Origin of the sequence: Amycolatopsis thermophila (genome assembly GCF_030814215.1) — a bacterium.
In the GTDB taxonomy this organism is placed as follows: Bacteria; Actinomycetota; Actinomycetes; order Mycobacteriales; family Pseudonocardiaceae; genus Amycolatopsis_E; species Amycolatopsis_E thermophila.
Genome location: NZ_JAUSUT010000001.1, coordinates 1264645 through 1288697, shown reverse-complemented (window position 1 = coordinate 1288697; position 24053 = coordinate 1264645). Strand labels below are relative to the sequence as shown.

At 71.4% G+C, this 24053-nt stretch carries 25 protein-coding genes and 1 pseudogene; 15 read left to right on the top strand and 11 right to left on the bottom strand.

Translation table 11 applies throughout. From position 1 onward, the window contains the following. Positions 1-795, bottom strand: a complete 795-nt coding sequence (locus FB470_RS06365) for an enoyl-CoA hydratase-related protein (RefSeq protein WP_306989504.1) — start codon at positions 793-795, stop codon at positions 1-3. Positions 796-963: 168 nt separating this feature from the next. Between FB470_RS06365 and FB470_RS06360 the strand changes: the two genes are divergently transcribed. Continuing rightward, complete coding sequence (locus FB470_RS06360; RefSeq protein ID WP_081617745.1) at positions 964-1131, top strand: DUF3117 domain-containing protein; 168 nt, start codon at positions 964-966, stop codon at positions 1129-1131. 72 nt (positions 1132-1203) lie between these two features. Next, on the top strand, positions 1204-2631 hold the full coding sequence (locus FB470_RS06355) for a leucyl aminopeptidase family protein (protein WP_306989498.1): 1428 nt from the start codon (positions 1204-1206) through the stop codon (positions 2629-2631). Between the two features lie 4 nt (positions 2632-2635). Here the strand turns inward: FB470_RS06355 and FB470_RS06350 are convergent, their stop codons facing one another. Beyond that, on the bottom strand, positions 2636-3526 hold the full coding sequence (locus tag FB470_RS06350) for a LysR family transcriptional regulator (protein WP_370876654.1): 891 nt from the start codon (positions 3524-3526) through the stop codon (positions 2636-2638). A 140-nt stretch (positions 3527-3666) separates the two neighbouring features. Here FB470_RS06350 and FB470_RS06345 point away from each other — a divergent pair, with 140 nt between their 5' ends. Continuing rightward, on the top strand, positions 3667-4866 hold the full coding sequence (locus FB470_RS06345) for an MFS transporter (RefSeq protein WP_306999081.1): 1200 nt from the start codon (positions 3667-3669) through the stop codon (positions 4864-4866). On the opposite strand, the gene FB470_RS06340 is transcribed toward FB470_RS06345, so the two are convergent. From FB470_RS06340 to FB470_RS06330, 3 genes are all read right to left on the bottom strand, one after another. Then, a complete protein-coding gene (locus FB470_RS06340; protein WP_306989496.1) occupies positions 4793-5161 on the bottom strand; it encodes a VOC family protein in 369 nt (122 codons plus the stop codon). The two genes, FB470_RS06345 and FB470_RS06340, sit on opposite strands and share 74 nt — an antisense overlap. A gap of 24 nt (positions 5162-5185) precedes the next feature. After that, a complete protein-coding gene (locus tag FB470_RS06335; RefSeq protein ID WP_306989495.1) occupies positions 5186-5965 on the bottom strand; it encodes a helix-turn-helix transcriptional regulator in 780 nt (259 codons plus the stop codon). 149 nt (positions 5966-6114) lie between these two features. Beyond that, positions 6115-6753 (bottom strand): O-methyltransferase, encoded by a 639-nt coding sequence (locus FB470_RS06330; RefSeq protein ID WP_306989493.1) that lies wholly within the window; start codon positions 6751-6753, stop codon positions 6115-6117. 212 nt (positions 6754-6965) lie between these two features. On the opposite strand from FB470_RS06330, the gene sigE reads away from it, so the two are divergent. The 4 genes from sigE to tatB all read left to right on the top strand — a co-directional run bounded on the left by sigE (position 6966) and on the right by tatB (position 10347). Continuing rightward, the gene (gene sigE / locus FB470_RS06325) at positions 6966-7565 is read left to right on the top strand and encodes an RNA polymerase sigma factor SigE (RefSeq protein ID WP_370876449.1); all 600 of its coding nucleotides are present in this window, start codon (positions 6966-6968) and stop codon (positions 7563-7565) included. Continuing rightward, the gene (locus FB470_RS06320; protein ID WP_306989491.1) at positions 7562-8221 is read left to right on the top strand and encodes an anti-sigma factor family protein; all 660 of its coding nucleotides are present in this window, start codon (positions 7562-7564) and stop codon (positions 8219-8221) included. Before sigE ends, FB470_RS06320 begins: the two co-directional genes overlap by 4 nt. Before the next feature lie 81 nt (positions 8222-8302). Beyond that, positions 8303-9832 (top strand): S1C family serine protease, encoded by a 1530-nt coding sequence (locus FB470_RS06315; protein ID WP_306989489.1) that lies wholly within the window; start codon positions 8303-8305, stop codon positions 9830-9832. Positions 9833-9933: 101 nt separating this feature from the next. Next, complete coding sequence (gene tatB, locus FB470_RS06310; protein ID WP_306989488.1) at positions 9934-10347, top strand: Sec-independent protein translocase protein TatB; 414 nt, start codon at positions 9934-9936, stop codon at positions 10345-10347. 132 nt (positions 10348-10479) lie between these two features. On the opposite strand, the gene FB470_RS06305 is transcribed toward tatB, so the two are convergent. From FB470_RS06305 to FB470_RS06290, 4 genes are read right to left on the bottom strand one after another with little or no spacing between them, the layout of a single operon-like run. After that, positions 10480-11625 (bottom strand): Mrp/NBP35 family ATP-binding protein, encoded by a 1146-nt coding sequence (locus FB470_RS06305; protein WP_306989486.1) that lies wholly within the window; start codon positions 11623-11625, stop codon positions 10480-10482. 9 nt (positions 11626-11634) lie between these two features. After that, positions 11635-12156, bottom strand: coding sequence for a DUF1003 domain-containing protein (locus tag FB470_RS06300; protein ID WP_306989484.1), 522 nt, complete (start codon positions 12154-12156; stop codon positions 11635-11637). Continuing rightward, entirely contained in the window at positions 12149-13441 is a 1293-nt protein-coding gene (locus FB470_RS06295) for a magnesium transporter MgtE N-terminal domain-containing protein (protein ID WP_306989483.1), read from the bottom strand. The genes FB470_RS06300 and FB470_RS06295 overlap by 8 nt, the downstream gene beginning before the upstream one ends. Before the next feature lie 10 nt (positions 13442-13451). Next, positions 13452-13592, bottom strand: coding sequence for a hypothetical protein (locus FB470_RS06290; RefSeq protein WP_306989481.1), 141 nt, complete (start codon positions 13590-13592; stop codon positions 13452-13454). Positions 13593-13896: 304 nt separating this feature from the next. Here FB470_RS06290 and FB470_RS06285 point away from each other — a divergent pair, with 304 nt between their 5' ends. From FB470_RS06285 to FB470_RS06255, 7 genes are all read left to right on the top strand, one after another. Beyond that, entirely contained in the window at positions 13897-14724 is an 828-nt protein-coding gene (locus FB470_RS06285) for an SPFH domain-containing protein (protein WP_306989479.1), read from the top strand. A 91-nt stretch (positions 14725-14815) separates the two neighbouring features. Further along, positions 14816-16012, top strand: coding sequence for an acyl-CoA dehydrogenase family protein (locus FB470_RS06280; RefSeq protein WP_306989477.1), 1197 nt, complete (start codon positions 14816-14818; stop codon positions 16010-16012). A gap of 226 nt (positions 16013-16238) precedes the next feature. Further along, on the top strand, positions 16239-16772 hold the full coding sequence (locus FB470_RS06275; RefSeq protein ID WP_306989475.1) for a YflT domain-containing protein: 534 nt from the start codon (positions 16239-16241) through the stop codon (positions 16770-16772). A gap of 157 nt (positions 16773-16929) precedes the next feature. After that, complete coding sequence (locus FB470_RS06270) at positions 16930-18252, top strand: ABC transporter substrate-binding protein (protein WP_306989473.1); 1323 nt, start codon at positions 16930-16932, stop codon at positions 18250-18252. Continuing rightward, positions 18249-19196, top strand: coding sequence for a carbohydrate ABC transporter permease (locus tag FB470_RS06265; protein ID WP_306989471.1), 948 nt, complete (start codon positions 18249-18251; stop codon positions 19194-19196). The genes FB470_RS06270 and FB470_RS06265 overlap by 4 nt, the downstream gene beginning before the upstream one ends. Then, on the top strand, positions 19196-20038 hold the full coding sequence (locus FB470_RS06260) for a carbohydrate ABC transporter permease (protein ID WP_306989469.1): 843 nt from the start codon (positions 19196-19198) through the stop codon (positions 20036-20038). The genes FB470_RS06265 and FB470_RS06260 overlap by 1 nt, the downstream gene beginning before the upstream one ends. A 5-nt stretch (positions 20039-20043) precedes the next feature. Continuing rightward, positions 20044-21225, top strand: a complete 1182-nt coding sequence (locus tag FB470_RS06255; protein ID WP_306989467.1) for an ABC transporter ATP-binding protein — start codon at positions 20044-20046, stop codon at positions 21223-21225. Positions 21226-21446: 221 nt separating this feature from the next. Here the strand turns inward: FB470_RS06255 and FB470_RS06250 are convergent, their stop codons facing one another. Both FB470_RS06250 and FB470_RS06245 read right to left on the bottom strand, forming a co-directional pair. Further along, positions 21447-22334, bottom strand: coding sequence for a hypothetical protein (locus tag FB470_RS06250; RefSeq protein ID WP_306989465.1), 888 nt, complete (start codon positions 22332-22334; stop codon positions 21447-21449). Between the two features lie 184 nt (positions 22335-22518). After that, entirely contained in the window at positions 22519-23190 is a 672-nt protein-coding gene (locus tag FB470_RS06245) for a TetR/AcrR family transcriptional regulator (protein ID WP_306989463.1), read from the bottom strand. Between the two features lie 100 nt (positions 23191-23290). On the opposite strand from FB470_RS06245, the pseudogene FB470_RS06240 reads away from it, so the two are divergent. Further along, positions 23291-23954: pseudogene (locus FB470_RS06240) on the top strand (MFS transporter); the annotation flags it as partial. Positions 23955-24053: the final 99 nt, after the last annotated feature.

Sequence of the window (24053 nt, the reverse complement as noted above, 5' to 3'; positions counted from 1 at the left end):
CTACTTGCCCTGGAAGTCGGGCTTGCGCTTGGCGACGAACGCCTCGACCGCCTCGCGGTGGTCGGCCGTCGAGCCGAGCACGGTCTGCGCGGCGTCCTCGGCGGCCAGGGCGTCCTCGAGGCTGCCCTCCGCGGCGACGGTCAGGACCTGCTTGATCTTGGCGTAGCTGACCGTCGGCCCGGCGGCGAGTTTCGCCGCGAGCGCCTGCGCCCGCCCGGCCAGCTCCTCGTCCGGCACGACCTCGGTGACCAGGCCCAGCGACAGCGCCTCCTCGGCCGCGACCGTGCGCGCGAGCAGCATCAGCTCGGCCGCCCGGCCGTAGCCGACCAGCCGCTGCAGCGTCCACGACGCGCCCGAGTCCGGCCCCAATCCGACGTTGGCGAACGCCATCAGGAAGTTCGCCGACGACGCGGCGATCCGCAGGTCGGCGGCGTAGGCGAAGGCGGCTCCCGCACCCGCGGCCGGCCCGTTGACCGCGGCGATCACCGGTTTGGGCATTTCGACGATGGCCCGGACGATCGGGTTGTAGTGGTCCTGGACGGTCCGCAGCGGCGCCGGGTCGCCCGCCTGCAGCAGCCCGACGTGCTCCTTGAGGTCCTGGCCCGCGCAGAACGCCTTGCCCGTCCCGGTCAGCACCACCGCGCGCACCGAGGGGTCTGCGGAAGCGTCGCGCAACGCGGCCAGCAGGCGCTTCTTCAGCTCGACCGTGAGCGAGTTGTAGGCCTTGGGGCGGTTGAGCGTCACGGTGCGCACGCCGTCGGCGTCGGCGGTGAGCAGCACGTCCTCGGTGGTCACCGGAGGGTCCTCCTGATATGTCGGGTGTCGGGCGATACCAGCACCTAAGCAAACACGAAAAGATCGGTCCGCGTTCGCGCCCCCATCCTGATGAGGGAGAATGGGCCTGACCCGGTTGGCTTGAGGAGCGCGACCCGGGCGCGCCGGTTGAGACGGAGGGAGCACGCTATGGCGGCCATGAAGCCCCGGACCGGAGATGGTCCCCTCGAGGTGACTAAGGAGGGGCGGGGCCTCGTGATGCGCGTTCCGCTCGAGGGCGGTGGGCGACTTGTCGTCGAGCTGTCGGCCGAAGAGGCCAAGGACCTGGGGGTCGCCCTGCAGGAGGCCACCAGCTGATCCGTCCCGCTCCCGTCGTCACCGGCTGACGTCACGCGCGGCCGCAGTCTCGAGGTTCCAGGAGGTCGCCAGATGGCGCGGTTTCCCCTGCCGTCCGTTCCCAGCCGGTTGATCGAGGTCGAGGTCGCCGGCTCGCCCCGGCGTGGCGCCGAGGTGGCCGTTCTGGTGCCCGCGGGTGCCGGCGAGCCGGTCGCCGGCGTGCCGCACTCCGGCAAGCCCGGTGAGGTCCGGCGGCTCCCCGGCGGGGACGTGCACTGGCTGGTGGGGATCGGTGAGGGCGAGCCCGCGCAGTGGCGCACCGCGGGCGCCGCGCTCGCCCGGGAAGCCGCGGACGTCAAGGCGGTCCAGGTCGAGCTGGGTGGTGACGTCACCGGCGATCAGGTGGCCGAGCTGACCCTGGGCGCCCTGCTCGGCGGGTACCGCTTCAAGGTCACCGCGGACTCCGGCCGGCCCGCGCTGCGCACCCTGCGCCTGGTGACGCCGGAGGGCGGTCACCAGCGGATCGTCGACCGGGTCCGCGCGCTGGCCGAAGCATCGGCCCTGGCCAGGGATCTGGCGAACACCCCGTCCAACATCAAGAACCCGGAGTGGCTGGCGGACACGGCCGCGCGCCTGGCCGCCGAAGTGCCCGGCCTGACCGCCACCGTCCGGGACGAGCAGTGGCTGGCCGCCCAGGGCTTCGGCGGGATCCTCGCGGTCGGCGGCGGCTCGGCGAGCCCGCCGCGGCTGATCGAGCTGACCTACCGGCCGCGCGGCGCGGTCCGGCACCTGCTGCTGGTCGGCAAGGGCATCACGTTCGACACCGGCGGGTTGTCGATCAAGCCGGCCGACGGGATGCACCTGATGCGCACCGACATGGCCGGCGGCGGGGCCGTCATCGCCGCGGCACGGGCCATCGCGTCGCTGCGGCTGCCGGTGCGGGTCACGGCACTGGTGCCGGCGGCGGAGAACCACGTCTCGGGGTCGTCGTACCGCCCGGGTGACGTGGTCCGGCACTACGGCGGGCGGACCACCGAGGTGGCCAACACCGACGCCGAGGGCCGCATGGTGCTGGCCGACGCCCTCGCCTACGGGATCCGGCGGTTCACCCCCGACGCGGTGATCGACGTGGCCACCCTGACCGGCGCGATGAAGGTCGCGCTGGGCCTGCGGACCGGCGGGCTGTTCGCGACGGACGACAAGCTGGCCGACGGGATCCGCGAGGCCGGCGCGAGCGTCGGCGAGGCCTGGTGGCGGATGCCGCTGCTGGACGCCCACGCCGACGCGGTGCGCGGCGAGCTGGCCGACGTGAAGCAGGCGCCGGGCGGGCCGGGCGGCATCACGGCGGCGCTGTTCCTGCGCGAGTTCACTGAAGGCCTGCCGTGGGCGCACCTGGACATCGCGGGCCCCGCACGCGCCGAGAAGCCGTACGCGGAGGTCGTTCCCGGAGCGACCGGCTTCGCCGCCCGGACGCTGGTCGCCTTCGCGGAGTCCTTCGGCACCGACCAGGCGGTCCGGTAGCCGGTCAGGCGTGCCGCCTGCCCTCGGTGCGGACGTAGTCGCGGAAGGCGTGCACCGCGGGCGTCAGGTGTTCGCCCGCACGCCAGGTCAGTCCGATCGTGCGGCTGACCTGCGGGGACAGCGGCACCTCGACCACACCGGCGGGCGGGGCCGGGCCGAACCGGGGGAGGAGCGCCACCCCCAGGCCGGCCGCGACCAGGCCGCGCGCGGTGTCCGACTCCTGGCTCTCGAACGCGATCTTCGGCTCGAACCCGGCCGCCGCACAGAGGTCGTCGACGATCTGCCGCAGCCCGTAGCCGTGCTCGAGCGTCACGAACGGTTCGTCGGCCAGCTCCCGCACGCGGATGCGGCGCCGCCGGGCCAGCGGGTGCGCCTCCGGCACCGACAGCAGCAGGTCCTGCTCCGACAGCGCGAAGCTCTCCAACGCCGGGTCGTCCGGGAGGGGAGCGACCAGCGCGAGGTCCAGCTCGCCGCCGGCCAGCCGGTCGAGCACGTGCTGCCGCGAACCTTGGACCAGCGAGAACCGCACACCGGGGTGCGCGGCCCGGAAGTCGCGGAGCAGGGACGGCACCAGCCAGCGGCCCAGCAGGTGCAGGAACCCGAGGACGACGTGCCCGCTGTCGGGTGAGATCTCCTCCCGCAGCTGCCGCACGCCCGTCTCGACCACGCCGAGCGCCCGGACGGCCGTCGCGGCGAGGATCTCGCCCGCCCGCGTCAGGCGCACCCCACGGCCGTCCGGCTCGGTCAGCGGTGCGCCGGCGACCTCGGACAAGGTGGCCAGCCGGCGGCTCACGGTGGGTTGCGGAACCCCCAGTCGCTCGGCCGCACGGGTGATGTTGCGCGTTTCACCCACAACGGCCAGGAGAGCCAGGCTGGGTGCCAGCCGAGCGGTCAGCCCCTGGTCAGGCGATTCCTCGACGTTCTCATGCACCACGGTATGAATAGTGACAGATCTGCGTATTGGACTATTGATTAGCGGAGCTTACTTTCGAGTTCGTGCCCGTCGCCGCCCCCGCCCGCCCGAACACCCGGCGCGTGAAGCTCGCCGTCGCCACCGCCGGGATCTCGTCGTTCGCCCTGCTCTACGCGCCGCAGCCGGTGCTGCCCCAGCTCGCCGAGCAGTACCACCTCGACCCGGGCTCGGCGTCGCTGGCGGTGTCGGTGGCGACGGGCGCGCTGGCGATATCGGTGCTGCCGATCGCGGCGCTGTCCGAGATCATCGGGCGGCGGCCGGTCATCATCGCGTCGGTGACCTTGTCGGTCGTGCTGGGCCTGCTGCTCCCGTTCGCGCCCACGTACCCGCTGCTGCTGGCGCTGCGGGCCCTGCAGGGCATCGCGATCGCGGGCTTCCCGGGCGTGGCGTCGGCGTACCTGGTCGAACAACTGGGCCAGACCGGGGTGGCGGCCGCGGTCGGGGCGATGATCGCGGGCAACACCGTCGGCGGCATGCTCGGGCGTCTGTCCGCGGGGTTCACGGCGGAGTCGTTCGGCTGGCACGGCGCGCTGGCCGTGGTCGCCGGAGTGGCGCTGGTGTGCACCGCGGTCACGATCCGCGCGCTGCCGGGCGGCGGCCGCGCGCGCGGAACCCGCTCCGGGAACCAGCTGGGTACCGTCGTCACCGGCCTCGGTGCGGCACTGCGCAGCCGGGTGCTGCTCGTGCAATACGGCGTCGCGATGCTCGCGATGGGCGGCTTCGTCGCCATGTACAACGCCGCCGGCTTCCGGCTGACCGGCGAACCGCTGAACCTCTCCCCGGCCGTCGCGTCACTGGTGTTCCTCGCTTACGCGGTCGGCTCGGTGTCGTCCTCCAACGCCGGACGTCTGGTCGCCCGCTTCGGCCGTCCGCGCGCCGTGCTGGGCGGGCTGACCGTGATGGCGGCCGGCATCCTGCTCACGCTGCCCGACTCGCTGCCCCTGGTGGTGGCCGGGTTCCTCGTGCTGACCGGCGGGTTCTTCGCGGCGCACTCGGTGGCCAACGGCTGGGCGGCGGCCGAGGCGCCGGAGGGCGCGCGCGGCCAGGCCTCGGGCACCTACAACCTCGCCTACTACCTCGGCAGCAGCGTCGGCGGCACGCTCGGCAGCGTCGTGTTCGCGCACGCCGGGTGGAGCTGGCTGGTCGGCGTCGCGGTGCTCTGGCTGGCGCTGGGCGGGCTCGCGGTGGTCAGCCTTCGAGCAGGAAGTACTCGTTCCCGAACGGGTCGGCGAACCACGTCGCCTTCGCACCCCACGGCATGACCTGCGGCTCGCCGACGGCCACGCCCTGGGCGGTCATCTCGGCGCGGGCCGCGGCCAGGTCGGGTGTGATCACCGTGATGCCGGTGCCGCCGGGCGCAACGGCGCGGTCGTACACCTCCGGCTGCCCGAGCACGATCGCCGTGACCCCGCCCGGTGGCGCCACGGTCAGGAACCGGTGTGCAGGCCCGAACCGGTTGTCCTCCCGCTTCTCCCACCCGAGCTTGCCGACGTAGAAGCGCAGGGCCTCCTCCTGGTCGGTGACCAGGATCGTGGCGGAGTGCAGGTGGCTGATCACGTCACGGAACCTACGGTGGCGCTCTCACCGTTGTCTTCTCCGTTCTTGCGCTCCGGCCGAGGTCAGGGCGGGCAGGGCGATCAGGACCGGCTGGGACCACTCCGCGCCCACGTCCAGGTCGACGTCGCGGTGGTGCACCGGCGTCTCGGGCGTCACGCGGACCGCGCGCGGGCAGGCGCCGAGCACGCTGCGGCCGGGGATCAGCTGGGCCTGCGGCCCGTCCCGGGTGGGCACTGCCGAGGACAGCACCCAGTACGTGCCCGGCGGGACGCCGGTGAGCAGGAAACACCCCGGTTCGGCGAGGAGCGTGCCGCTGACCGGGAACCCGCGGGCGGCGCGGCGGGGGAACAGCCCGACGTAGACGGCCGGGTTCGGGCCGAGGGCGGCCAGCGCGGCCGGGCTGAGCCGGACCGTACCCGTGACCGCGCCGCCGTCGTGGTCACCGTCCGGGACCGAGACGGGCCGCGGCGGGGACGCGGTCAGCACGTCCGGCAGCCGCCGGAACTCCACCGGCGTGGTGCCGACCGCCGCGGTGAAGCGGGTGGTGAACGTGCCCACCGCGGAGAAGCCGACCTCGTTGCAGATGTCGATGATCCGCTCGTCGGTGTGCAGCAGGAGCTGTTTGGCCCGCTGGAACCGGTGTGCGGTGAGGAACTGGCCCGGCGGGATGCCCATCTCCCGCTCGAAGGTGCGGGCCAGGTGGAACGGGCTGTACCCGACGTGGTCGGCGACGTCCCCCAGAGCTATCGGTTCGTGCGCGCGCGTGGTGATGAACCGCGCCGCGCTCAGCACTGCCTCGCGCATGTGTGACGACCCCCTCGCCGATCCGGACGGTGCGTGAGGCGATCCTGCACCAGGGGTACGACAATTTCGAGGCCCGTGACACCTCGCGAGCACCGCGCGACGCAGCGCGCTGACCAGGAACGATCATGTGGGGGAACGCGCCGGCGAGCTCACTGCACCGCGGCGACCAGCAACCCCCCGCCGACGGGCAGCAACGCCGGCACCAGCCGCTCGTCCTCGCGGATCGCCCGCGCCAGCTCCCGCGCCGCGAGCACCCCCGGGTCCCGCCGCTCGCCGCGCGCGGCGTCGGTGACGCCGTGGAACGCGATGACCCCGCCCGGCCGCAGCAGCTGCACGCCGTGCTCGAAGTACCTCGGGTACTCGGCGCGGGCCGCGTCGACGAACACCAGGTCGTACCCGCCGCTGGTCAGCCGGGGCAGCACGTCCAGGGCGCGCCCCATGATCAGCCGCGTCCGGCCCGGCGGGTACCCGGCGTCGCGGAACGTGCGGCGCGCCGCCTGGTGGTGTTCGGGCTCGATGTCGATCGAGGTGAGGACCCCGTCCGGCGCCATGCCGCGCAGCAGGTAGAGCCCGCTGACCCCGATGCCGGTGCCGATCTCGACCACCGCGCGGGCCCGCAGGCTGGTCGCGAGGAAGCACAGCGCGGCACCGGTCGCCGGCCCGAGCGCGAGGCAGCCGAGCTCCGCCGAGCGTGCCAGCGCGGCGAGCAGCGCACCGTCGGTCGGGTGGCCGGGCAGGTAGCCCTCGGCGTGGTCGCCGCCACTCGCCGCGAGCGTCTCGGAGGTCACGCGGCAAAGGTTAGCGCTGGTCGTCGCCAAAGCTGTGGAAGACGTGCACACTTCTCTCAGGCCGCTCTCAGTCTGGTCTCACTACCCACATAAGGAAGGGGTCCAAGCTGGGTCCCAGCATCCCGGCGGGGTCTGCCGGGAACACAGTGCGGATGGCCCGCGTTGGAGAGATCAGTTGGGAGAACAGCCTGATGGAGGTGCCGTCCCCCACGATGCCGAACACTCTGGACAACGAGCAGGTCGCCGAGGGCCGCCCGGTCACCGTGGACGACGCCGCGTGGACCCCGCCGTCCTGGGACGAGGTCGTGCGCGAGCACGGCGACCGGGTCTACCGGCTGGCGTACCGCCTGACCGGCAACACCCACGACGCCGAGGACCTCACCCAGGAGACGTTCATCCGGGTGTTCCGCTCCCTGGCCTCCTACAAGCCGGGCACCTTCGAGGGCTGGCTGCACCGCATCACCACCAACCTGTTCCTGGACATGGCGCGCCGCCGTTCGCGGGTGCGCATGGAGGGGCTGCCGGAGGACACCGACCGCATCGTCGGTGACGACCCGAGCCCCGAGCAGGTCTACAGCGACACCCACCTGGACCCGGACCTGCAGGCGGCGCTCGACGAGCTGCCGCCGGAGTTCCGCGCCGCGGTGGTGCTCTGCGACGTCGAAGGTCTTTCCTACGAGGAGATCGGTGCGACGCTCGGCGTGAAGCTGGGCACCGTGCGCAGCCGGATCCACCGTGGCCGGCAGGCGCTGCGTGCCTCGCTCGAACGGCGCCGGGCGGCCAAGGAGGAGTCCGTGGAGGTTTCCGCATGAGCGAACTGCGAGGCTGGGGCCTGCCCGAGTCTCACCTCCTTCCGGATGCCGTCGTCGCCTTCGTCGACGGGGAGATGGGCCTCGGGGCCCGCGAGCGGGCCGCGTCCCACGTGGCGCGGTGCCCGATCTGCGCCGCAGAGGTGAGTTCGCAGCGCCAGGTGCGTGCCGCGGTCCGGCACGCCGGGGCGCCGTCGATGCCCGCCGGCCTGCTGGCGACCCTGCGCAACATCCCGCAGGACACCGACCTGCCCACCACGCCGGACAACCTCGCGGTCACCGAGGACGGCCAGCTCGTCGCGATCCAGCGACCCGATCGCGTGGCAGGTCTCAAATCGTCCCCTTTCGGTTCGTCGGCGCCGCTCGGGTCGAGCGCGCCACTCGGTAGCGGTTCCGCCGTACTGGGTGCGCAGCGCCATCCGTCGGTGCGGCGCCGTGTCGCACAGGGCGCCGGGGTGGCCGTGTCCGGCCTGGTCCTGAGCGCGCTCGCGCTCGTCGCGACCTCGGCGAGCGGCGGCGATCCCGGTCAGGCGAACCCGGAGCCGGGACCGGCGCCCGCGCCCGGGGTGCTGCGCGCCCAGCTCGGCGGCGAGCCGACGGTGGTGCCCCCGGCGACCACCACGACGACCACCAGCCCCGTTGCGGTCGCCGGTCGCTGACGCGCCCTTCACCGCTTCCGCGGGACAATCGGTGGCGTAGGGTCGCGCCGACAGCACGACGAGCCAGCCACCCGGGGAACGATGAGCCAGCCGAACCCACCACAGGACACCGCCGGTGCGCCGCGGACCGAGCCGCGGCTGGCGCCCCGGCCCCTGGACCGGCCCCCGGTGGATCCCGCGGAGGCCGGCGCGTTCGGCCGCCCGCACGGCGTCGAGGGCGCCTTCGACAAGCTCTACGCGCCCGGGACGCGCAACGGCGACAAGATCGTCTCCACCCCGCCGGCCCCGGAGTCGCTGGCCGAGGCGTTCGGGCGCCCGCCCGGCGCCGAGGACGTCCGGCTCCAGCGCCCGGCCGAGGACAGCGGCCGCCGTCCCGGTGAGCCGGAGCCGCCGCTGTGGTCCCGCATGACCGATCCGTGGCGCGACCCGGGGTCCGCCGCGGTGCTGTCCCGGCCCGCGCTCGAGCCCGGGAACGACGACGACGAGGACTCCGAACGGCCCCGCAGCGCCCAGCTGTCGCTGCCCGAGCTGCTGTTCGGCCGGCGGGTCAAGCCGGTCGCGCTCGGCCTGCTCGGCGTGATCTGCCTGCTCATCGGTGCCGTCGGCGGCCTGATCGGCTGGTGGCTCGGCGGCGCGGGCGACTCGCTGACCGGCTCGGCGACGATCTCCGAGGCCGAGGCGGGCAAGGAGCGCGCACCGGGGTCGATCGCGGGAATCGCCCAGCGGGTCGCGCCCGCGGTGGTGTCGATCGAGGTCAAGTCCGGCCAGTCCGGCAGCGTCGGCTCGGGTGTGATGATCGACCCGCAGGGCTACGCGATCACGAACAACCACGTCATCTCGCTGGCCACGAGCGATCCGCAGGCCAAGATCACCGCGGTGTTCACCGACGGCACCCGCACCGAGGCGCGCGTCGTGGGCACGGACCCGAAGACCGACCTCGCGGTGGTCAAGGTGGCGGTGTCGAACCCGGTCGTGCTGCAGGTCGGCGATCCGGCGAACCTCGAACCGGGCGACTCGGTGATCGCCGTCGGTTCGCCGCTGGGCCTGGAGAACACCGTGACCTCGGGCATCGTGAGCGCGTTGCACCGGCCGGTGACGGCGGCGGGGGAGAACGGCGAGCCGCCGGTCACCTACGACGCCATCCAGACCGACGCCCCGATCAACCGCGGCAACTCCGGCGGCGCACTCGTCGACTCGACCGGCGCGCTGGTGGGCATCAACTCGTCGATCCGCACCGACGGCGGTGCGGACGGCTCGGGCGGCAGCATCGGCATCGGGTTCGCGATCCCGGCCGACGACGCGATCAAGATCGCCCGCACGCTCATCGGCAGTGGCCAGGTCAAGCACGCCGACATCGGGGTGAACGCGGCGTCGGTCGCGGCGGAGACGTCCGAGGGCGCGCAGGTGCTCAACGTCGCCGACGGCGGCCCGGCCGCGCGGGCCGGCATCGCGGAGGGCGACGTGATCACCAGGCTCGGCGACCGGCTGGTCCGCAACGCGGCGGAGCTGACCGTCGCCGTCCGGCAGCACGACATCGGCGAGACGGTGCCGGTGCAGCTGGTGCGGCAGGGCCGCACGCTGGTGGTCGACGTGACGCTCGGTTCGGACTGACGGCCGGATGGCGAGGACGTGAACTCCGTGCGGAGTATCCGATCGGGGCAGCGGCCGGGGTAGGCTGGGAGCGCTGGGCCGTGTGAGGCGGAGGTTCGCGAATGTTCGAAAGCGTTGGCTGGGGCGAGATCCTCGTCCTGATCGTCGCGGGCCTGTTCATCCTGGGGCCGGAGCGGCTGCCCGAGGCGGCGGCCTGGCTGGGCCGCAACGTGCGCAAGATGCGCGAGTTCGCCAACGGTGCGCGGCAGCAGCTCAAGGACGAGATGGGCTCGGACTTCGAGCAGTTCCAGAAGCCGCTGGAGGACCTGCGGCAGCTGCGCAACTTCGACCCGCGCCGGGCGGTGACGCAGCACCTCTTCGACGGCGACCCGGACCCGCTCGGCCTCAACGGCCTGTCCGGCGGCAGCGTGAAGCCGAACGGCTACCCCGCCGCGAGCGCCACCCCGGCCGCCAAGCCCGAACCGGAGCCCCTCAAGCCCGGCGAAAAACCGCCCGTCGACCCCGACGCCACCTGACCAGCCGGAAAAGGCATTCAGACGGCCCGTTGTGCCGGCTCAACAGGCCACGGCAACGAAGCCGGCACCCGGCCTCCCCAGGCCGCCGTGAGGCGCGTGTCCCACCGCGACCCGGGCGACGTCAGCAGCTCCTCAGCGGCCGGTGGGGCTCAGGTTCAGCATCTTCCCGGCCAGCCCGCGCGCCCGGACCGACAGCTTCTTGGCCACGTCCCGCAGCACCTGGGAAGCCGGAGCCTCCGGCTCGGCCAGCACCAGGGGGGTGCCGGCGTCACCTTGTTCCCGCAGCCGCGGGTCGAGCGGCACCTGACCCAGCAGTGGCACCTCGGAACCGACCGACTTCGACAGCGAATCCGCCACCGTCTGGCCACCGCCGGAGCCGAAGATCTCCATCCGCTCCCCGGACGGCGTCTCCAGCCACGACATGTTCTCGATGACCCCGGCCAGCCGCTGCCGCGTCTGCATCGCGATCGCACCCGCGCGCTCGGCGACCTCGGCGGCCGCCTGCTGCGGCGTCGTCACCACCAGGATCTCCGCGTTCGGGATGAGCTGCGCGACCGAGATGGCGATGTCACCGGTGCCCGGCGGCAGGTCCAGCAGCAGGATGTCCAGATCGCCCCAGAACACGTCGGCGAGGAACTGCTGCAGCGCGCGGTGCAGCATCGGCCCGCGCCACACCACCGGCGTGTTGCCCGGGGTGAACATGCCGATCGAGATGACCTTCACGCCGTGCGCCTGCGGCGGCATGATCATCTGCTCGACCTTGGTGGGCTTCTCGCGCGCGCCCAGCATGCGCGGCACGGAGTGACCGTAGATGTCCGCGTCGACGACCCCGACGGACAGCCCGCGCTGCGCCATCGCGACCGCGAGGTTGACCGTCACACTGGACTTGCCGACCCCGCCCTTGCCGGACGCGACGCAGTAGACCCGCGTCATCGAACCGGGCTGGGCGAACGGGATGACCGGCTCCGCCGCGTCGCCGCGCAGCTGTTTCCGCAGCTCGGTGCGTTGCTCGTCGCTCATCACGTCCAGCTCGACCCGCACCTCGCGGACGCCGGCGAGCTTGCCGACCGCGGCCTGGGTGTCCTTCGTGATGGTGTCCTTCAGCGGACAGCCGGCGACCGTCAGGTACACCGCGACCGTGACGACGCCGTGGTCGCCCACCGTGACGTCCTTGACCATGCCGAGGTCCGTGATGGGCTTGCGGATCTCGGGGTCGTGCACGTCCTTCAGCGCTGCGCGGACGTCCTCGACGCTGGGGATCTGCTGCGTACTGGTCACGCCCCCATGCTACGGACCGGTAGCGGCGTCTGCCTGCGCCCTATTGCTTTTGCCACGTCGCGGCTTGGTGTTGAGGTCCTCGCGGAGCTTGTCCAGTTCGCCGCGCAGGTAGTCGCGGGTGGCCACCTCGCCCACCGCGAGGCGCAGCGCGGCCAGCTCACGGGCCAGGTACTCGGTGTCGGCCTTGGTCTGCGCCGCCCGGTGCCGGTCCTCCTCCAGCGACACCCGGTCGCGGTCGTCCTGGCGGTTCTGCGCGAGCAGGATCAGCGGTGCGGCGTACGCGGCCTGGGTGGAGAACGCCAGGTTGAGCAGGATGAACGGGTACGGGTCCCAGCGCAGCGTGGCCGCGCCCAGGTTGATGATGATCCAGACGACCACGATGAGCGTCTGCCAGAACAGGTACTTGCCGGTACCGAGGAACCGGGCCAGCCGCTCGGACAGCCGTCCGAAGCTGTCCGGGTCGATGGACAGGACCGGTCCCCGGCTCGCCCGGGGCTGGTCGAGGCGTCGTCGGGTGGTGAGCTCAGGCACTGTCTATCTCCTGTCCCTCGGTGACGTCGTGCAGCCCGGTCTCGCGCCAGCGGTCGGGCAGCAGGTGGTCGAGCAGGTCGTCGACGGTGACGGCGCCCAGCAGGTGGTCCTGGTCGTCCACGACCGGTCCGCAGGCGAGGTTGTAGGCCGCGAAGTAGCGGGTGATCTCGGACAGCCCGGTGTCCGGGTGCAGGGCGGGCAGGTCGGTGTCGACGGCGCTGGCGACCAGCTCCGCGGGCGGTTCGCGGAGCAGACGCTGGAAGTGGACGCACCCGACGTAGCGGCCGGTCGGGGTCTCGGTCGGCGGACGGCACACGAAGACCAGGCTGGCGAGCGCGGCGGGCAGGTCGGGGTTGCGGATGTGGGCCAGCGCCTCGGCGATCGTGGCGTCCGGTGTGAGGATGACCGGCTCCGGCGTCATCAGGCCGCCCGCGGTGTCCGAGGAGTAGCTGAGCAGGCGTTTCAGCGGCTCGGACTCGTCGGGGTGCATCAGGTCGAGCAGGCGGCTCTGCTCGGCCGGGGCCAGTTCGCCGAGCAGGTCGACCGCGTCGTCGGGGTTCATCGCCTCGAGGATGTCGGCGGCCCGTTCCTCGGCCAGGTGCGCGAGCAGCTCCTTCTGGTCCTCCTCCGGGAGCTCCTCGAGCACGTCGGCGAGCCGTTCGTCGTCCATCGAGTCGACCACCTCGTGCCGCCGTTTGGTCGGCAGGTCGCGCATCGTCGCCGCGATGTCCACCGGGCGCATGGTGTCGAACAGCATGAGCAGCTGCCCGGCGCCCTGCGGTTGCCCGGTCAGGTCGGTCAGGCTCAGCCCGCGCACCTCCGACCACGACAGGACCTGCAGCGACGACCGCCGCCGGCTCAGCCCGAGCCGGCCGGAGCGTTCGCGGACGGCGAGCCTGGCGAGCACCCAGTCGCGGGTCCGGACCTGTTCCATCGCCGCGTCGGTGACCGTGACCCGCGCTTCCGTGGAGGCCAGGCGCGCCTGCGCGTCGATGAGCTGCCCCAGCACGAGCACCTCGTTGGGGCGCCGGTGGAACTGGCGCATGTTGACCGACCCGGTCGCGAGCGTGACGGCGTTGGGTTCGATGGCGGTGACCCGCAACATCGGCACGAACACGCGGCGCCGGGTGGCCAGTTCGACGACGAGCCCGAGCACGCGCGGCGGCTGCTGGTCGAGGCGGAGGCCGGCGACCAGGTCGCGCACCTTGCCGATCGACTCACCGTCCGGCCCGAAGACCGGCAGGCCGGCCAGCTGGGCGGCGAAGACCCTGTTCACTCCCGCCATGCGGCCAACACTATTCGAGTGCCGCCCGCTCGGCGATCGCACGCGGCGTCGGCACGCCGGGCACGTCCGGCTCGGCGGCCGGGAACCGGGTGCACGGGCGGGCTCGCCCGCACCCGCCGCGGGTCCAGTCCACCGCGAACCCGTCTTCCACTGTGGACCGCGTGATACCGGACGTTCCGGATTTCGTGTCCGGTAGCGGATTTCCGGCACCACGACCATCCCAGATGGACAGTCCCGGTGACGCACCGTCGCGTCGCGGGAGGGACACGGGCGCGTGCCGCCGCGCCGCGGTGGTCCCTTCGATCCGCGGCCGCCGGCAAGACCGGCGGTGCGGCCCCCGCAGCCGATCGGCCCTGCCCCCCGGGCGCCGTCCGGACTGCCCGTGCTCGGGCACTTCCCAACAGGTGTGACGGGCGTAACATCGCGTCAAGGGACACGCACCCCCGGGAGCCGCCATGCTGGCCGAAATCATCTCCATCGTCGCCGCCGTGGGAGTCACCGGACTCGCCGCCAGCGTCCGCGTGGTCAGGCAGTACGAGCGCGGGCTGATCTACCGCTTCGGACGGGTCCGCAGCGCCATCCGCGAGCCGGGCCTGACCCTGCTGGTGCCGGTCGCCGACCGGCTGCAGAAGGTGAACATGCAGATCGTCACCCTGCCGATCCCGGCGCAGGAGGGCATCACCCGCGACAACGTGACCGTCCGCGTCGACGCCGTCGTCTACTTCAAGGTCATCGACCCGATCGTGGCCGCGATCAACGTCCAGGACTACCGGTTCGCCGTCGGGCAGGTGGCGCAGACCTCGCTGCGCTCGATCATCGGCAAGAGCGACCTGGACGACCTGCTGTCCAACCGCGAACGGCTCAACCAGGGGCTCGAGCTGATGATCGACAGCCCGGCCCTGGACTGGGGCGTGCACATCGACCGGGTGGAGATCAAGGACGTCGCCCTGCCGGAGTCGATGAAGCGGTCGATGTCCCGCCAGGCGGAGGCCGAACGGGAGCGCCGGGCGCGGGTCATCTCCGCCGACGGTGAGCTGCAGGCGTCGCACAAGCTGTCCGAGGCCGCCGGCGTCATGTCCGACACCCCGGCCGCGCTGCAGCTGCGACTGCTGGAGACGGTGGTGCAGGTGGCGGCGGAGAAGAACTCGACGCTCGTGCTGCCGTTCCCGGTGGAGCTGCTGCGCTTTCTCGAACGACAGACCACCGCCGCCGATCAGCAGGTGAACGGGCACGCGCCGATGCCCCGCCAGTCCGGCGAGGCCGCGGTGGACCAGGCGACCTGACACCGGGCCGGGTGAGGCGCCTCATATGCGGGACGTTCCGGCGCGGGTCATACTCGCCGGTAATTCGTCTCGCAGACACAGGAGTCGCCCCATGGCCCGTCTGGCCCAGACCGCCGGTCTCACCGAGGTGCAGTCGGAGATCCTGTCCACGGTCCGGTCGTTCGTGGACAAGGAGATCATTCCGCACGCCCAGGAGCTGGAGCACGCGGACGCCTACCCGGCCGAGATCGTCGAGGGCATGAAGGAGATGGGGCTGTTCGGGATCACGATCCCGGAGGAGTTCGGCGGGCTGGGCGAGTCGTTGCTGACCTATGCGCTGGTGGTGGAGGAGATCGCGCGTGGGTGGATGAGCGTGTCGGGTGTGATCAACACGCATTTCATCGTGGCGCACATGATCTCCCGGCACGGGACGCCGGAGCAGAAGCAGCGCTACCTGCCCAGGATGGCCACCGGTGAGATCCGTGGGTCGTTTTCGATGTCGGAGCCGGATCTGGGGTCGGACGTGGCGGCGATCAAGACCCGCGCCCGGCGGGACGGGGACGAGTACGTGATCGACGGGTCGAAGATGTGGCTGACCAACGGCGGGTCGTCGAACCTGATCGCGCTGCTGGTGCGCACCGACGAGGGTGCGCAGAAGTCGCACCAGAACCTGACGACGTTCCTGGTGGAGAAGCCGGAGGGCTTCGGTGAGGTGGCGCCCGGGCTGACCATCCCGGGCAAGATCGACAAGATGGGTTACAAGGGCGTCGACACCACCGAGGCGGTGTTCGACGGTTTCCGCATCCCGGCCGCGCAGGTGCTGGGGGCGGCGCCGGGCCGGGGGTTCGCGTTCATGATGGACGGTATCGAGGTCGGCCGGGTGAACGTGGCGGCGCGGGCGTGCGGGATCGCGATCCGGGCGTTCGAGCTGGCGGTGGAGTACGCGCAGCAGCGCAAGACCTTCGGCAAGCCGATCGCGCAGCACCAGGCGATCGCGTTCAAGCTGGCCGAGATGGCCACCAAGGTCGAGGCCGCGCACCTGATGATGGTCAACGCCGCCCGGTTGAAGGACACCGGCGAGCGCAACGACGTCGCGGCCGGGATGGCCAAGCTCATCGCGTCCGAGTACTGCGCCGAGGTGACCCAGGAGGCGTTCCGCATCCACGGCGGCTACGGGTACTCCAAGGAGTACGAGATCGAGCGGCTGATGCGCGAGGCGCCGTTCCTGCTCATCGGCGAAGGCACCAGCGAGATCCAGAAGACGATCATCAGCCGCGGCCTGCTGCGCGAGTACCAGTCCCGCTCCTGAGGGCCGGCAATCCCGGTTCCCGAACGCGGCCTTCCGCCGAGTCGGCTGAAGGTCGCGTTCGCGTGCGTACCGGGGGTGCGCTCAGCGGGGCCACCTCACCGCTCCGGACCGGGAATTACGGGCACCGCGGCATCATCCGGCTCTTCGGTCCCTCGAGTGTCGGGTTCGCGTGGTTTCATGGGGGTTGGCAGGATGAAGTCACTCGATCACTACGACAGCACAGGTGATGACCGTGACCAGCCCGTTCTCCTCCGGAGGCCGTCCCGCGCAGGGGCTGCCGCGCTTGCCGACCCCGCCCACGGGGTGGCCGATCGGCTCCTACGCCACGTACCAGGAGGCGCAGCGGGCGGTCGACTACCTCGCCGACAACCAGTTCACGGTCGAGGACGTGACCATCGTCGGCGTGGACCTGATGCTCGTCGAGCGGGTGCTGGGCCGCCTGTCGTGGGGCCGGGTCCTCATGACCGGCGCGGTCTCGGGCGCCTGGTTCGGCCTGTTCGTGGGTTTCCTGCTGGCGATGTTCGCCTCCGGTGCGTCGGTCACCTACCAGCCCATCCTGGTCGGCCTGGCCTCCGGCGTGCTGTTCGGCCTGGTGTTCGCCGCCATCAGCTACGCCTCCTCGCGCGGGCGCCGCGACTTCGCCTCGGCCAGCCAGCTGGTCGCCGGCCGCTACGACGTCCTGTGCCAGCCCCGCAACGCGGAGCAGGGCCGTGACCTGCTGGCGAAGCTCGCGATGCGGCCATCCGGGTCAACCGACTGAATCGTGACCCGCAGCGCTTGCGGGGCGTGATCGCCGGGCATAGTTTGGCTTCCCACCGATCGCGCGATCCGGGTTGACAGCACCGGATTGCCTGATGGCATGCACGACGCCGTGCGGGGTGGGTCTCCCGCCGGTCGCGTGCCGAGGAGGAGGCCTGATGGGGAACGGTAGGGGTGGCCGCCGGGGCAGGCCGCCCGGTCAGATCGCCGCGGTGCTCGGCGCCGGGATGCTGACCGCGGGGCTGGTCACCGCGTGCAGCTCGGAGCAGGGCACGACGCTCAACCTGTACTACGCGCCGGAGGACACCTTCCAGAAGGTGGTGGACAACTGCAACGCCCAGGCGGCGGGGCGCTACAAGATCGTCTACAACAAGCTCCAGCGCGGCGCCGACGACCAGCGGCTGCAGATGGCGCGACGGCTCGCCGCCGGTGACAAGGGCCTGGACATCCTGGGCCTGGACGTCACGTGGGTGCCGGAGTTCGCCGAGGCCGGCTGGGCCGAGGAGTGGACCGGTGCCAACCGGGCGAAGGCCGAGGCCGGGGTGCTGCCCGGTCCGCTGGCCACCGCGACCTGGAACGGCAAGCTGTACGCGGCCACGAAGAACACCAACGTCCAGCTGCTCTGGTACGACGACCGGATCACCCCGCAGCCGCCGGCCACGTGGGACGACATGATCACCGCGGCCGAGCAGCTCAAGGCCGCGGGCAAGCCGCACAACATCCTGTTCACCGGCGCCCAGTACGAGGGCCTGGTGGTCATCTACAACACGCTCGTCGCGTCCGCGGGCGGCCACATCCTCTCCGACGACGGCAAGTCCGTGGTCATGGACCAGGGCGCGGTGCAGGCACTGGAGATCCTCAAGCGCGTCACGTCGAGCGGCGTCACCGACCCGTCGCTGACGAACATGAAGGAGGACGACGTCCGGCAGGCGTTCCAGCGCGGCAACGGCGCGTTCCAGCTGAACTGGCCGTTCGTCTACGCGTCCTTCGCCGACGAGCAGCCGCAGGACCTGCCGCACTTCAAGTGGTCGACCTACCCGGCCGTCGATCCCGGCGTCCCGGCCAGGACCACGATCGGTGGTTACGACCTCGCGGTCAGCTCCACGTCGCAGCACAAGCCGGAGGCGTTCGAAGCGGCGCTGTGCCTGCGCAGCCAGGAGAACCAGAAGTTCTCCGCGGTCAAGGACGGTGTCCCGCCGAGCCTGGAGGCGCTCTACACCGACGACACGCCGCTCGACCCCACGAAGCCGGTCGACCCGGACAACAACCCGAGCATGGCCACCGCGTACCCGATGCGGGACGCGATCTTCGCCGCGCTCAAGAATGCCGCGGTGCGCCCGCTGACGCCCGCGTACCAGAGCCTGTCCACCGTCATCTCCAAGGTCCTGTCGCCGCCGTCGAAGATCGATCCGCAGAAGACCGCCGACGAACTGCGCAGCCGGCTGACCGACGCGCTGAATTCGAAAGGGGTGATCCCGTGAGCACGGTCGAGGACGTGTCCACCGCGCCGAAGACCACGACGAAACCGGGAAAACCGGCGCTGAGCGAGGGCAAGAGGGCGGAGCGGCGGCTGGGCTGGCTGTTGTGCGCACCCGCGGCGATCGTGATGCTCGCGGTCACCGGGTATCCGATCGTCTACTCGATCTGGCTGTCGCTGCAGCGATACGACCTGCGGTTCCCGCAGAACACCGAGTTCGTGGGGCTGGCGAACTACGCGGCGGTGCTGTCCGACTCCTACTGGTGGACGGCGTTCGCCACGACGATGGGGCTCACGATCATCTCGGTCGCGATCGAGCTGGTGCTGGGCATGCTGCTGGCCCTGATCATGCACCGGACTCTCGTCGGGCGCGGTCTGGTGCGCACGGTGTCGCTGATCCCGTACGGGATCGTGACCGTGGTGGCGGCGTTCTCCTGGTACTACGCGTGGACGCCGGACACCGGGTACCTGGCCAACACCCTCGCCGGGAACTCGGCGCCGCTGACGCAGTACATCCCGTCGCTGGCGATCATCATCCTGGCCGAGGTGTGGAAGACGACGCCGTTCATGGCGCTGCTGCTGATGGCCGGGCTGGCGCTGGTGCCGGACGACCTGCTCAAGGCGGCCGCGATGGACGGCGCCAACGGCTGGCAGCGGTTCATCAAGGTGATGGTGCCGGTGATGAAGCCGGCGATCCTGGTGGCGCTGCTGTTCCGCACGCTGGACGCGTTCCGCATCTTCGACAACATCTACGTGCTCACCAGCGGCCAGAACAACACGTCGTCGGTGTCCATGCAGACCTACAACAACCTGATCAAGGGTCTGAACCTCGGCATCGGGTCGACGATGTCGGTGCTGATCTTCATCACGGTCGCGATCATCGCGTTCATCTTCATCAAGCTGTTCGGCACCGCGGCTCCGGGCAGTGACCAAGGGGGGAAGCGCTGATGGTGATGGGTGGCGCGGTCACCACCGGCCGCAAGACCAAGTGGACGATCATCGACATCATCGTGGTGGTCTACGCGCTGGTGCCGGTGCTGTGGATCCTGTCGTTGTCGCTCAAGACTAAGGACACCCTCGACGACGGGAAGTTCATCCCGCGGTCGTGGACCCTGCAGAACTACGCGGACATCTTCCAGACGCTGGACTTCGTGCGAGCGCTGATCAACTCGATCGGCATCTCGCTCATCGCGACGCTGATCGCGGTGGTCCTGGGCACGATGGCGGCGTACGCGATCGCGCGGCTGGACTTCCCCGGCAAGCGGCTGCTGGTCGGGGTCTCGCTGCTGATCGCGATGTTCCCGCAGGTCTCGCTGGTCAGCCCGCTGTTCAACATCGAGCGCACGCTGGGCCTGTTCGACACCTGGCCGGGGCTGATCCTGCCCTACATCACCTTCGCCCTGCCGCTGGCGATCTACACGCTGTCGGCGTTCTTCCGGGAAATCCCGTGGGAGCTGGAGAAGGCGGCCAAGATGGACGGTGCCACGCCCGGTCAGGCGTTCCGGCGGGTCATCGCCCCGCTGGCCGCGCCGGGTGTGTTCACCACGGCCATCCTGGTGTTCATCTTCTGCTGGAACGACTTCCTGTTCGCCATCTCGCTGACCTCGACCAACGCGTCGCGGACGGTGCCGGCGGCGTTGTCGTTCTTCACCGGGGCCTCGCAGTTCGAGGACCCCGCCGGGACGATCTGCGCCGCGGCCGTGGTGATCACCGTCCCGATCATCCTGTTCGTGTTGTTCTTCCAGCGCCGCATCGTCGCGGGGCTGACCTCCGGTGCGGTGAAGGGGTAAGCGCCATGGCTGAGATCGTGCTGGACAAGGTGAGCAAGCGCTATCCGGACGGCGCGCTCGCTGTGTCCGAAGTGGACTTGCAGGTCGCCGACGGCGAGTTCATCATCCTGGTCGGCCCGTCCGGGTGCGGGAAGTCGACCACGCTGAACATGGTGGCCGGGCTGGAGGACATCTCCTCCGGCGAGCTGCGCATCGACGGTCAGCGGATGAACGAGCGCGCACCGAAGGACCGGGACATCGCGATGGTGTTCCAGTCCTACGCGCTGTACCCGCACATGAGCGTGCGGGAGAACATGGCCTTCCCGCTGCGCCTGGCCAAAGTTGACGACGCGACGGTGAAGGCGAAGGTCGAGGAGGCGGCCGAGATCCTGGACCTGACCCAGCACCTGGACCGCAAGCCGTCCAACCTCTCCGGTGGGCAGCGGCAGCGGGTGGCCATGGGCCGGGCGATCGTGCGCAGCCCCAAGGCGTTCCTGATGGACGAACCGCTGTCCAACCTGGACGCGAAGCTGCGCGGGCAGATGCGGACGTCGGTGTCGAAGCTGCAGCGGCAGCTCGGCACGACCACGTTGTACGTCACCCACGACCAGACCGAGGCGATGACGCTGGGCGACCGCGTCGTCGTGCTGCGGGCCGGGTACGTGCAGCAGATCGGGTCGCCGCAGTTCCTCTACGACCACCCGACGAACCTGTTCGTGGCGGGGTTCATCGGCTCGCCGTCGATGAACTTCGTGCCGGCGACGCTCGAGGAGGGCAGCCTGAAGAGCGCGCTGGGCACGGTCACGCTGCCGGACCGGCTGCGCCGGCTGGCCGAGGCCGCGAACGCGCCGCGCGAGGTGATCGCCGGCATCCGGCCGGAGCACTTCGAGGACGCCGCGTTGCTCGACGAGACCGCGCAGGCCGGCGGCTGCGTGTTCAGCGCGCACGTGGACGTGCTGGAGTCGATGGGGTCGGAGAAGTACGCGTACTTCACGGTCGAAGGCGAGCTGGCCGCGACGTCCGAACTGGCGGAGCTGGCGGCGGACGCGGGCGCCGACGACGTCCCCGGCGGGGGCGCCTCGATCACGGCCCGCCTGTCGCCGGTGTCGGGGGCCCAGGAGGGCGGCATGCTCGACGTCTGGTTCGACGTGCAGAAGGTGCAGCTGTTCGACCCGTCCTCGGGGCGGAACCTCACCTTCGAGGGCTGAGTACGCCGTTCGGGCCGGGAACGCCCTTTCACCCGGAAGTGGCGTGCCCGGCCTCTCTTCGCGTCCTCGACGCGGCGACCGATCCGGACCTCGCGGGGGACGCCCGGCTCGGCGGAGTGCACGGCCTGCGCGTACGACGCGATCCAGCTCGCGACGGCGCAACTGGTGGGTGCCGGACCTCTGCGGTATTCGTAGTGTTTCTTGCGTTCGTCGCGTTTCCGCTAGTAGGAGGTCCGGCTGGTGGGGGGCGGTGCCGGCGTAGGCAGCCAGGTGCGTCGTGTCGGCGGCGGTGTGCGCGCGGGCGACCGCGACAAGCAGGGCACCGACGGTGCGCGTTGATCGACCACGACCAGCAGCGGCGGCTCCTCGATCAGGAACCACCGCACCTCGACGGGGTGACTGGGTGGCCGGCCGGCGCCGAGCGCGGTGTGCGAACTTCCGCCGGACGTCCAGCCGCTTGAGGAACTTCTCAGCCACCGGCGGGCATCCTCTCTTGCAGTGAGGGAGGTTCGCCGATGATCGCCGTGGGGGTGCTCTGTGCGGCGGTTGCCGCGGTCGCCGCGGCGGCCGGGGCGTGGTTGCAGCACCGCGGCGTCGCCGGGAGCGCGCCCCGGCCGGTCGCGCTCGTGCGCAACCGGGCGTGGATGCTCGGCCTCGGTGTGCTCACCGCGTGCACCGGATTGCAGGGCCTCGCCCTCGCGTTCGCTCCGGTCACGGTGGTCACGCCGCTCGTCGTCCTGGCCCTGCCGGTGCTCGCTGTCCTCAATGGACCACGGGACCGGGTCGCGCAGGCGGCCGCCGTGGCCGTCACGCTCGCCGTCGCGGTGTTCGTGACGCTCACCGCCCGCGCGCAGGCCCCCGCCGCCATCCCGCCCGACGCCGTCGCCGAGGCGGGTCGGATCGTCGCCGTTCTCGTCGCGGTCCTGGTCGCCGTCGCGGCGTTCACCGAGAAGGTCGCCCGCAGCGCCGCGCTCGCCGTCGCCGCCGGGGCCGGCTACGGGCTCGCCGCGGTGCTCGCCAGGGACGTCCTGCACTCGCCGGGCCTGCCCTGGCTCTCCCTGGTCACCGCCGTGCTCGCCTTCGCCACCGCCGCCTGGCTCGTCCAGCACGCTTACGCCAGCGGCCCGCCGGACGTCGTCGTCGGCTGCCAGACCGCGGCCAACCCCGTCGTGGCGACCGCGCTCGGCGTCGCCGTCCTCGGCGAGGCGCCCGGACTCGACCTGCCCACCCTCGCCGCCTGTGGCGCGACCGCCATCGCCGGGCTCGCCGTGCTGGCCACCCGCCGCAGCGGCCTCAGCGTCGCGCGTGCCACGCGTTCATGGCGCAGTCCAGCGTTTCGTGGTCCAGCGGCGGCACCGGCAGCGGCCGGCGCTCACCGGAGTCCGCCCGCAGACCGTCCAGCAGCATGGTCAGGTACCGCTGCCACAGGTCGGGCGCCAGGTCCTGCGAGTACTCCACGACCGAGGCCGCCATCTTGAACAGCATCGGGCAGTCGGTCTCGGCGAAGTCGGCGCGCAGCTTGCCGCTGTCCTTGGCCCGCTGCACCAGCTCCGTGACGATCGGCACCAGGCGGTCCTTGGCCTGCGCCACGTCCACCCGGCCGAACGCGTTGCTCAGCAACGTGTCCCGTATCCCGCGGTCGGTGGCCATCAGCTCGACGATGTCCCACACGAACTGCCGGAACCCGTGCCACGGGTCCGGATCGGCCAGTGCCGCGCGGGCACCTTCCTCGATCTCTTCGAGGCGGCGGGCGAACATCGCGTCGATCAGGTGTTCCTTGTTGGGGAACCGCCGGTAGACCGTGCCGACGCCGAGGCCGGCGCGATGGGCGACGTCGTCGAGCGTGGCGTCGAAGCCGCGTTCCCGGAACACCTCCTTGGCCGCCGACAGGATCCGCAACCGGTTCCGTTCGGCGTCGCGCCGCAGCGGCCGCGGCGATGCGGCGCGCAGTGTGTCCCGCGTCATGAAAGCCACTATAGCAAACAGGAGGTAGCTCCTCCGCTTTTTGCGTAACGTGGAAGCGGAAGAGGAGATCTCTCCTCCACATCGTCTGCGAGGACCTGTCATGACGCGAACCACCTACGCCGAGCCCGCCGGGGGGAGTCCAGCCGGCTCGACGGACGATCCGCACCACGCGCGGCGCTGGCTGATCCTGGTGGTGATCGGGCTGGCCCAGCTGATGGTCGTGCTCGACGCGACCATCGTGAACATCGCCCTGCCCACCGCCCAGCACGAGCTGGGCTTCTCCAGTGACGCCCGCCAGTGGGTGGTCACCGCCTACGCGCTGGCCTTCGGCAGCCTCCTGCTGCTCGGCGGGCGGGTGAACGACCTGTTCGGACGGAAGCGGGCGTTCCTCACCGGGCTGGCCGGGTTCGCCATCGCCTCCGCAGTCGGCGGCGCCGCGAACGGCATCGAGATGCTGATCGTCGCGCGCGCCGCGCAGGGTGTGTTCGGCGCGCTGCTCGCGCCGGCCGCGCTGTCGCTGCTGACCACGACTTTCATCGACCCGAAGGAACGCGGCCGCGCGTTCGGCATCTTCGGGGCGATCGCCGGCGGGGGGTGCCGCGGTCGGCCTGCTGCTCGGTGGCGTGCTCACCGAGTACCTCGACTGGCGCTGGTGCATGCTCGTCAACATCATCTTCGCGGTGATCGCGTTCGCCGGCGGTTCCACCCTGCTGCGGCACCGGCCGTCGGAGGACCGCCCGAAGCTGGACATCCCGGGCGCGGTCGAGACGCACGGCTGGTCCCTATCAGCCGCGTAACCTGCACCATCAACTGATGGCTGTCCGCCATTCAACACCAAGTTGAAGTGCTCAGCTTCCTTGTCG